Consider the following 1719-nt stretch of genomic DNA (forward strand, 5'->3'; position numbering starts at 1 on the left):
CCTTTGACATGCACAAGGGCCAGATCCTCGGCTTGATCGGCCCTAACGGCGCCGGCAAGACCACGCTCTTCAACTGCCTCTCGCGGCTGTACCAGCCGTCGTCCGGCGACATCCTGATGGAGGGCGCGAGCATCCTGACGCGCCCGCCGCACCGAATCGCGGAGATCGGCATCGGCCGCACCTTCCAGAACGTGGCGCTGTTTCCGAATTTGTCGGTGATGGACAATGTCCGCGTCGGCACCCATGCCCGCACCTCCAGCGACATCATCAGCGACTCGCTGCGGCTGGCCTGGGTTCGCCGCAGCGAGAGCGACGTCAACAAGAAGGTGCATGAGATCCTCGCCTATCTCGACCTCGAGGATGTCGCCCACACCGTCGTGTCGGGCCTGCCGTTCGGCACGCAGAAGCGCGTCGAGCTGGCGCGCGCGCTCGCTGCCGATCCGAAGATCCTGCTGCTCGACGAGCCCGCCGGCGGCCTCAACCACGAGGAAGTCTACGTGCTCGGCGACCTCATCCGCCGCATCCGCGACGAACGCCATATGACCGTGCTGCTGGTCGAGCATCACATGGGCCTCGTGATGTCGATCGCCGACCACGTCGTCGCGCTGAATTTCGGCAAGAAGCTCGCGGAAGGCACGCCGGCCCAGGTGCAGGCGGATCCCGACGTCATCAAGGCCTATCTCGGGAGCAAGGACCAATGACGACGCTGCTCAACGTCAAGGACCTGCGCGCCTATTACGGCCAGGTCCAGGCGCTCCACGGCCTGTCCTTCTCGCTCAGCGAGGGATCGCTGACCACGCTGCTGGGGGCCAACGGCGCCGGCAAGACCACCACGCTGCGCGCGATCTGCAACATGGTGCGCTCGACCGGCGGCATCGAGTTCGACGGCAAGCCGCTGAACAACCGCTCCACCGAGAGCATCGTGCGGTTCGGCATCGCCCATGTGCCGCAGGGCCGCGGCACCTTCACCACCATGACGGTGGAGGAAAACCTCCAGCTCGGCGCCATCACTCGCAAGGACAGCGCCGGCATCGTCTCCGACATCGAGCGCATGTATGCGCATTTCCCGGTGCTCAAGCAGCGGCATACGCAGCAGGCCGGCACGCTCTCGGGCGGTGAGCAGCAGATGCTCGCGGTCGCCCGCGCCCTGATGCTGCGGCCGCGGCTGATGCTGCTGGACGAGCCTTCGTTCGGCCTGGCGCCGCTCGTGGTGCGCGACCTGTTCGGCATCCTCGGCAAGATCAATCGCGAGGACAAGGTGTCGATCCTGGTGGTCGAGCAGAACGCCCAGCTTGCGCTCGAGCTCGCCGACCAGGCCTATGTGATCGAGACCGGGCGCATCGTGATGTCGGGCAACGCCAAGGACATCGCGAACAACGAAGAAATCCGCAAATCCTACCTGGGTTACTGAGGAGCCGGCACGATGGAGCTGTTCACCAACCAAGTGCTGGCCGGCATCGCCACGGGCGCGATCTACGCCTGCATGGCGCTCGCCGTGGTCATGATCTATCAGGCGATCGACCATCTCAACTTCGCTCAGGGCGAGATGGCGATGTTCTCGACCTTCATCTCCTGGCAGCTGATGCAATGGGGCATCCCCTATTGGGCCGCCTTCGTGATCACGCTGGCATTGTCCTTTGTCGGCGGCATCGCGATCGAGCGCATCCTGTTCAAGCCGCTCGCCAAGGCGCCGGTGCTGACCAACGTCGCCGGCTTCAT

General features: G+C 64.9%; 3 protein-coding genes. All 3 read left to right on the forward strand.

What is annotated here, in order from left to right; all coding sequences use genetic code 11:
* Nucleotides 1–701, forward strand: a 701-nt coding sequence (locus AC0L3K_RS40505) for an ABC transporter ATP-binding protein (RefSeq protein ID WP_473368195.1), incomplete at its 5' end; no start/stop codon positions are given.
* Nucleotides 698–1411, forward strand: a complete 714-nt coding sequence (locus AC0L3K_RS40510) for an ABC transporter ATP-binding protein (RefSeq protein WP_007599709.1) — start codon at nucleotides 698–700, stop codon at nucleotides 1409–1411. The genes AC0L3K_RS40505 and AC0L3K_RS40510, both read left to right, overlap by 4 nt.
* 12 nt (nucleotides 1412–1423) lie before the next feature.
* A partial coding sequence (locus tag AC0L3K_RS40515; protein ID WP_473368196.1) for an ABC transporter permease subunit occupies nucleotides 1424–1719 on the forward strand: 296 nt, incomplete at its 3' end.

This window comes from Bradyrhizobium sp. MI1.10 (genome assembly GCF_055811035.1).